Source organism: Sphingomonas asaccharolytica NBRC 15499, assembly GCF_001598355.1.
In the GTDB taxonomy this organism is placed as follows: domain Bacteria; phylum Pseudomonadota; class Alphaproteobacteria; order Sphingomonadales; family Sphingomonadaceae; genus Sphingomonas; species Sphingomonas asaccharolytica.
Window position 1 is genome coordinate 1 of record NZ_BCYU01000124.1, and the last position, 8147, is coordinate 8147.

The following is an 8147-nucleotide window of genomic DNA, read 5'->3' on the forward strand; positions in this document are numbered from 1 at the left end:
CCCCGAGATTCCCAAGCCGGCACCGGCTCCCGCGCCAGCCCCGGCGCAGGCACAATCCACTGCATCGGCGCCAACCGCTGCATCCGCCTCCGCACCCCGCGCCACGCCGTCGGGATCGGGCCAGGCCACGCCGCGCCGCGGCGCCGAGACCTCGCAGCCCGCACGCCCCGGCCAGCGCGACCGCAAAGGCGAGGAACGCCGTGGCGGCAAGCTGACCGTCAACCGCGCACTTGGCGGTGAGGAAGGCGCTCGTGCCCGCTCGCTGGCCGCGCTCAAACGGGCGCGTGAAAAGGAACATCGCCGCCACGTCGGCGGGTCCGCGCCGCGCGAGAAGCAAGTCCGCGACGTCGTCGTGCCGGACGCGATCACCGTCCAGGAACTCGCCAACCGCATGGCGGAAAAGGGCGCCGATCTGGTCAAGTCGCTGTTCAAGATGGGCATGCCGGTCACCGTCAACCAGACGATCGACCAGGACACCGCCGAGCTGCTGGTCACCGAATTCGGCCACAACATCACGCGCGTCAGCGATTCGGACGTCGATTTGTCGACCCATGAGATCGAGGATGCGGTCGAGACGCTGAAGCCGCGTCCCCCGGTCGTCACGATCATGGGCCATGTCGATCACGGCAAGACCAGTCTGCTCGACGCGTTGCGCGGCACCGATGTGGTGCGCGGTGAGGCCGGCGGCATCACTCAGCATATCGGCGCCTATCAGGTCACGCTGAAGGACAAGTCGAAGATCACGTTCCTCGACACGCCTGGCCATGAAGCGTTCAGCGAAATGCGCGCGCGTGGCGCCAACGTCACCGACATCGTCGTGCTGGTGGTGGCCGCGGACGACGGGCTGATGCCGCAGACGATCGAGGCGATCAACCACACCAAGGCGGCCGGCGTCCCGATGATCGTCGCGATCAACAAGGTCGACAAACCCGAGGCCAATCCGCAGCGTATCCGCGAACGCCTGCTCGAGCACGAAGTCGTGGTCGAGCAGATGGGCGGAGACGTCCAGGACGTCGAAGTGTCGGCGCTCAAGAAGACCGGGCTGGACGAGCTGATCGAGAAGATCCAGATCCAGGCCGAACTGATGGAGCTACGGGCCAATCCCGATCGCGACGCCGAGGGCACCGTGATCGAGGCCAAGCTCGACAAGGGTCGCGGCCCGGTCGCGACCGTGCTCGTCACCCGCGGCACGCTGAGGGTCGGAGACGTGTTCGTCGCCGGCGCCGAGAGCGGCAAGGTCCGTGCCTTGGTCAACGACAAGGGCGCGCAGATCAAGGAAGCCGGGCCGTCAATGCCGGTCGAGATCCTGGGTATCTCGGGCGTCCCCTCGGCGGGCGACCCGCTCCAGGTGGTCGAGAACGAAGCGCGTGCCCGCGAAGTCGCGGCCTATCGCGCCGGCGTCATCCAGGACAAGCGCACGACCAATGCGCCGGCCAGCCTGGAGAGCATGTTCTCCGCGCTCAAGGCCAATCAGGCGATCGAATATCCGCTCGTCATCAAGGCCGATACGCAAGGCACGGTCGAGGCGATCGTCGGTGCGGTCAACAAGATCTCGACCGACGAGATCAAGGCACGCGTGCTCCATTCGGGCGTCGGTGGCATCACCGAGAGCGACGTGACGCTGGCGGGTGCGAGCGGAGCCCCGATCATCGGCTTCAACGTCCGCGCCAATGCCAAGGCGCGCGAGATCGCCGAGCGTCAGAAGGTCGCGTTGAAATATTACGACGTGATCTACGATCTGATCGACGAGATCCGCGCAGGCATGGCGGGCGAGCTCGGCCCCGAAGCGTTCGAGACCGTGGTCGGCCGCGCCGAAATCCGCGAGGTCTTCTCGGCCGGCAAGCACGGCAAGGCAGCCGGTCTGCTGGTGGTCGACGGCGTTATCCGCAAGGCGCTCAAGGCGCGCATCACGCGTGAGGATGTCATCATCTATCAGGGCGAGATCGCGAGCTTGCGTCGCTTCAAGGACGATGTCGCCGAAGTCCGCGCGGGTCTGGAATGCGGTGTGACGTTCACGCAGAACTTCACCGACATCAAGCCGGGCGACTTCCTCGAAACCTTCGAGGTCGAACTGCGCGAACGGACGCTGTAAGATCAACCGTCATGCCAGCGAAAGCTGGCATCTCGAGCCGCGGGCGGTACCTTATCGGTCTCGCCCGCGGCATGAGGCCCCAGCTTTCGCTGGGGTGACGCAGTGCCGGAGGCCGCGTCATGCAAAACAAAGATTCCAGCCCCGAAAAATCTGTCCGCACGCTCCGTGTCGGCGAACAGGTGCGCCATGTGCTGAGCGAAATCCTGCAGCGCGGCGATGTCCATGACGAGACGCTGGCGCGCCACATGGTCTCGGTCACCGAAGTACGGATGTCGCCGGACTTGCGCCACGCGACGGTGTTCGTGAAGCCGCTGCTCGGCAAGGATGAGGACGTGGTGCTCAAGGCATTGCGCACCAACACCGCCTATCTGCAGCGCGAGGTCGCCAGCCGCGTGCAGACCAAATATGCCGCCAAGCTCAAGTTCCTGGCCGACGAGAGTTTCGACGAAGGCAGTCATATCGATTCGCTGCTGCGCGCGCCCAAGGTGGCGCAGGATCTCGACAAGAACGACGGCGGTTGATGGCAACGGGCGCTGGCGTGTGGCTGGCATCCGCGATACCTGATCGGCTAATGGCCAAACTCTATTTCTACTACGCCTCGATGAACGCGGGGAAATCGACCACCCTGCTCCAGGCCGATTTCAATTATCGCGAGCGCGGCATGACGACGATGCTGTTCACCGCGGCGATCGACGACCGCTTCGCCGCGGGCACGATCACCTCGCGGATCGGGCTGGAAGCGAGCGCGATTCCGTTCGAGAGCAAGACCGACATCGCCGCGATCGTCGCCGAGCGCCACGCGCATGAGAACATTGCCTGCGTTCTCGTCGACGAGGCGCAATTCCTGACCTCGCCGCAGGTCGATCAGCTCGCGCATCTCGCCGACGTGGTCGGGATTCCGGTGCTCGCTTACGGCCTGCGCACCGATTTCCAGGGGCAGCTGTTTCCCGGATCGGCGCGGCTGCTGGCGCTGGCCGATTCGCTGATCGAACTCAAATCGGTGTGCGAGTGCGGGCGCAAGGCGACGATGAACCTGCGCGTCGACGAGCAGGGCCGCGCGGTGGTCGAGGGCGCGCAGACCGAGATCGGCGGCAATGATCGCTACGTCGCTTTGTGTCGGCGGCATTTCGTCGCCGCGCGTCAGGCGGCCGGGCAATGACCGACACGCTTTACAGGGTCGCGATCTGGCTGATCCCGTTGATCATCGCGATCGTGTTCCACGAAGTTGCGCACGGCTATGTCGCGCGGATGCTGGGCGATCAGACCGCGGCCGAGCGCGGGCGGCTGACGCTCAACCCGATCCGCCATGTCGATCCGGTCGGGACCTTGCTGGTGCCGATGATGCTCGCGCTCGCCAATGCGCCGATCTTCGGCTGGGCGAAGCCGGTGCCGGTGGTGACCGCGCGGCTCAACCATCCGCGCCGCGACATGGCGCTGGTCGCGCTCGCCGGGCCCGGCATTAATCTGATCATGGCGACGATCGCCGCGGCCGCGCTCGGTATCTGGGTAGGTTCGGCAGGAGGATTGCCGCAGGCGGGCGCCGGCGGGTTCGTCGCTGCCAATTTGATCAATTTCCTGCTGATCAACGTCTTCCTGGCGATCTTCAACCTGTTGCCGGTGCCGCCGTTCGATGGCGGGCATGTCGTCGAAGCGATCCTGCCGCGACCGCTCGCGGCGCACTATGCCAAGCTCAGCCGCTTCGGTTTTCCGGTGATGCTGTTCCTGCTCGTCATCCTGCCGACGATCGCCCCCAGCGCTAACGTCGTGGCGCGTGTCGTCGGCCCGATCGCCGATCGCGTCGTCGGCCTGTTGCTCGGCCTGTTCCTGTAAGCCGGCTTCAGCCAGAATTCAGCTTCAGCGTGGCAGGACCAAGGGCGACAATCGTTCGTTTCGTCCTTGTCTTCGAAAGGCCACGCGCATGATCCGTACTCTGACGATCGCGATGCTGGCGGCCGTGAGCCTGGCCAGCGTCGCCACGCCTGTTTTCGCCAAACAACAGGATCGCACCTGGCCAGCCGACAAACTCGGCAAGGAAACCAGCATTCCGTTCATCGGCACGATAGGACTCTACAATTTCGAGGCCGATAGCGACCGCGGGGTCTGGCTGCAGGACCAACAACGGCGCTGGTATTATGCGACCGTGGTTGGACCGTGCACCGGCCTTCCCTTTGCCAATCGGATCGGCGTCGATACGCGGTTCGGCGGTACCCAGCTCGACCGTACGGGCACGTTGCTCGTCGACCGCCAGCGCTGCCCGATCAACAGCCTGGTCGCGAGCAACGGCCCGCCACCCAAGGCGAAGAAGGCCAAGAAGAAGGGCTGACCCCAAGCCTTCCGCGCGCTAGGGCGCGGCGGATGCATGGCTGGATCATCCTCGACAAACCGCTCGGACTCGGCTCGACTCAGGCGGTGAGCGCGGTCAAGCGCGCGCTGCGCCAGGGCGGCTATGGCAAGGCCAAGGTCGGGCATGGCGGGACGCTCGATCCACTCGCCTCGGGCGTGCTGCCGGTCGCGATCGGCGAAGCGACCAAGCTCGCCGGACGGATGCTCGACAGCGACAAGGTGTATGAATTCACGATCGGGTTCGGGGTTGAGACCGATACGTTGGACGGCGAAGGCCAGGTGATCGCGACCAGCGAGGTTCGACCGACTTTGGTTGAGGTAGAAGCGATGCTGCCACGCTTCACCGGGCCGATCGAGCAAGTTCCGCCGGCGTATTCGGCGCTGAAGGTGGATGGCGAGCGGGCGTATGATCTGGCGCGGGCCGGAGAAGAGGTCGTGCTCGCGACGCGAGCAGTGACGGTGTTTTCTCTAAAATCCTCGCCGGGACGGGGAGGGGGACCGCTCGCCGAAGGCGAGGGGTGGAGGGGGCCCGCCTCGACGGATTCGCTTGAAGGAGGGCCCCCTCCACCATCGCTGCGCGATGGTTCCCCTCCCCGTGCCGGGGAGGAATTGCAGGAGGCGATGCTCATCGCCCATGTCTCCAAGGGCACCTATATCCGCTCGCTGGCCCGCGACATCGCGTACGCGCTTGGCACCGTCGGCCACGTCACCTATCTTCGTCGCACCAAGGCCGGGCCGTTCGACCTCTCCCACGCGATATCGCTGGACAAATTGACCGAATCCGCTAATGCGCGGCGCCTTGAACAGATTCTCCTGCCATTGAGGGCGGGGCTGGACGACATCCCGGCTCTCTTCCTCAACCCCGACCAGGCAGGGGCGCTCCGACAAGGGCGCGTTCTGGTCGGGATTGCCGAAGACGATGGCCTTCACTTCGCAATGCTGGGCGAAACCCCGGTGGCGTTGGTGGAAGTCGAAGGCGGGGAAGCTCGTATCGTCCGCGGGTTCAATTGTTAGTCACGCGATGTCGAAGGAAACAGAATGTCGATTACCCCCGAGCGCAAAGAAGCGGTCATCAAGGAACATGCCCGCGTCGAAGGCGACACCGGCAGCCCCGAGGTCCAGGTCGCGATCCTGACCGACCGTATCAAGACGCTCACCGAGCATTTCAAGACCCACGCGAAGGACAATCACTCGCGCCGCGGTCTCCTGATGATGGTCAACAAGCGCCGCTCGTTGCTCGATTATCTGCGCAAATCGGATGGCGACCGTTATCTCGCCCTCATCGCGAAGCTCGGTCTTCGCAAGTAATTCAGGAACGGCGCCTCAGGGCGCCGTTTCGCTTATTCGGCCCCGTACAATTCGGTGCGGGCCGGCGGCGGAACTCTCCGCCACCAGGACCTGAAGGCAGGTCCTTCTTTGGGTTCGCGTGAAGGTTCTACTTCACGGGATCCCGTCAGGAACCGGCAGGCATAGGGCCGCCGGACGAAGGAAATAGAATGTTCGATACCAAGAAGGTAAGCATCGAGTGGGGCGGCAAGACCCTCACGCTCGAAACGGGCAAGGTTGCCCGCCAGGCCGACGGCGCGGTGATCGCGACCCTCGGCGAGACCGTCGTGCTCTGCGCGGTCACGGCCGCCAAGTCGGTCAAGGAAGGGCAGGATTTCTTCCCGCTCACCGTCCATTACCAGGAGAAGTTCTCGTCCTCGGGTCGTATCCCCGGCGGCTTCTTCAAGCGCGAGCGTGGCGCTACCGAGCGCGAGACGCTGATCAGCCGTCTGACCGACCGCCCGATCCGTCCGCTCTTCCCCGAAGGCTTCTACAACGAGATCAACGTCATCGCCCAGGTGATGTCGTATGACGGCGAGAACGAGCCCGACATCTTGGCGATGATCGCCGCCTCGGCCGCGCTGACCATTTCGGGCGTCCCGTTCATGGGCCCGATCGGCGCCGCGCGCGTCGGCTACAAGGACGGCGAGTATCAGCTCAACCCGACCGACGCCGAAATCGCCGAAGGCGAGCTCGATTTGGTCGTTGCCGCCACCCACGACGCGGTGATGATGGTCGAATCCGAAGCCAAGGAGCTTTCGGAAGAGGTCATGCTGGGCGCGGTGATGTTCGCGCATCGGGCGTCGCAGGACGTCATCAAGGCGATCATCAAGCTGGCCGAGCAATCGGCCAAGGAGCCCTGGGAGCTCAAGAACAGCGACGACAATTCGGCGATCAAGGCCGAGCTGAAGAAGCTGATCGGCAAGGATATCGACGCGGCCTACAAGCTGGTCGACAAGTCGGCCCGCTCGAACGCGCTCAACGAAGCCCGCGCGACCGCCAAGGCGGCGATGGCCGACAAGACGCCGCAAGAGCAGATGGTCGCGATGAAGCTGGTCAAGAAGCTCGAGGCCGAAATCGTCCGCGGCGCGATCCTGAAGACCGGCCGCCGCATCGACGGCCGCGACACCAAGACGGTCCGTCCGATCGAGGCGGAAGTCCACTTCCTGCCGCGCGCGCACGGCTCGGCCTTGTTCACGCGTGGCGAGACGCAGACCATCGCGACGACGACCCTGGGCACCAAGGACGCCGAGCAGATGATCGATGGGCTGGGTGGCCTCAGCTACCAGCATTTCATGCTGCACTATAACTTCCCGCCTTATTCGGTCGGCGAAGTCGGCCGCTTCGGGGCGCCCAGCCGCCGCGACATCGGCCATGGCAAGCTCGCCTGGCGCGCGTTGCACGCGGTGCTGCCGTCGAAGGAAGAGTTCCCCTACACGATCCGCGTCACCAGCGACATCACCGAGTCGAACGGCTCGTCGTCGATGGCGACGGTGTGCGGCGGTTCGCTCAGCCTGATGGACGCCGGTGTGCCGATCAAGCGCCCGGTGTCGGGCATCGCGATGGGCCTGATCCTCGAAGGCAAGGACTTCGCCGTCCTGTCGGACATCCTGGGCGATGAGGATCACCTCGGCGACATGGACTTCAAGGTGGCCGGAACCTCGGAAGGCATCACCAGCCTTCAGATGGACATCAAGATCGCCGGCATCACCGAGGAGATCATGAAGGTCGCGCTGGCGCAGGCCAATGAAGGCCGCGCGCACATCCTGGGCGAAATGGCCAAGGCGCTCGATCACACCCGCTCGGAACTGTCGGCGCACGCGCCGCGGATCGAGACCTTCACGATCGACAAGACCAAGATCCGCGACGTTATCGGCACGGGCGGCAAGGTCATCCGTGAGATCGTCGCCACCACCGGCGCCAAGGTCGACATCGACGATGAGGGCATCATCAAGGTCTCGTCGTCCGACGTCAGCCAGATCGAAGCCGCGATCAACTGGATCAAGGGCATCGTCGAGGAGCCCGAGGTCGGCAAGGTCTATAACGGCAAGGTCGTCAACATCGTCGACTTCGGCGCGTTCGTGAACTTCATGGGCGGCAAGGACGGTCTCGTCCACGTGTCGGAAATGAAGAATGAGCGGGTCGAGAAGCCTGGCGACGTCGTTTCCGAGGGCCAGGAAGTCAAGGTCAAGGTCCTCGAGATCGATCCGCGCGGCAAGGTTCGCTTGTCGATGCGCGTCGTCGATCAGGAAACCGGCGAGGAACTGGAAGACACGCGTCCCCCGCGCGAGCCGCGCGAAGGCGGTCGTGACCGTGGTCCGCGCAGCGGCGGCGGCGATCGTGGCGGTGACCGTGGCCCGCGCCGTGACGGCGGCGGCGATCGCGG

At 64.8% G+C, this 8147-nt stretch carries 8 protein-coding genes; all 8 read left to right on the top strand.

Annotated elements, in window-relative coordinates; genetic code table 11:
* The coding region (infB, locus tag SAS01S_RS20705; protein WP_066812939.1) for a translation initiation factor IF-2 at positions 1-2092 on the top strand (2092 nt) is incomplete at its 5' end.
* A 119-nt stretch (positions 2093-2211) separates the two neighbouring features.
* Positions 2212-2613: a 30S ribosome-binding factor RbfA gene (rbfA, locus tag SAS01S_RS20710; protein ID WP_066812940.1), complete on the top strand. Its 402-nt coding sequence runs from the start codon at positions 2212-2214 to the stop codon at positions 2611-2613.
* A gap of 50 nt (positions 2614-2663) precedes the next feature.
* On the top strand, positions 2664-3251 hold the full coding sequence (locus SAS01S_RS20715; RefSeq protein ID WP_066812941.1) for a thymidine kinase: 588 nt from the start codon (positions 2664-2666) through the stop codon (positions 3249-3251).
* Positions 3248-3922 carry a site-2 protease family protein gene (locus SAS01S_RS20720; protein WP_066812942.1) on the top strand — a complete coding sequence of 225 codons (675 nt, stop codon included), beginning with the start codon at positions 3248-3250 and terminating at the stop codon, positions 3920-3922. Before SAS01S_RS20715 ends, SAS01S_RS20720 begins: the two co-directional genes overlap by 4 nt.
* An 88-nt stretch (positions 3923-4010) precedes the next feature.
* A complete protein-coding gene (locus SAS01S_RS20725; RefSeq protein ID WP_066812943.1) occupies positions 4011-4415 on the top strand; it encodes a DUF6491 family protein in 405 nt (134 codons plus the stop codon).
* Between the two features lie 32 nt (positions 4416-4447).
* A complete protein-coding gene (truB, locus tag SAS01S_RS20730; RefSeq protein WP_066812944.1) occupies positions 4448-5449 on the top strand; it encodes a tRNA pseudouridine(55) synthase TruB in 1002 nt (333 codons plus the stop codon).
* 24 nt (positions 5450-5473) lie between these two features.
* Positions 5474-5743 (top strand): 30S ribosomal protein S15, encoded by a 270-nt coding sequence (gene rpsO, locus SAS01S_RS20735; RefSeq protein ID WP_066812946.1) that lies wholly within the window; start codon positions 5474-5476, stop codon positions 5741-5743.
* Between the two features lie 188 nt (positions 5744-5931).
* Positions 5932-8147 (top strand): polyribonucleotide nucleotidyltransferase (gene pnp, locus SAS01S_RS20740; protein ID WP_066812948.1); only part of this gene is annotated, 2216 nt, incomplete at its 3' end.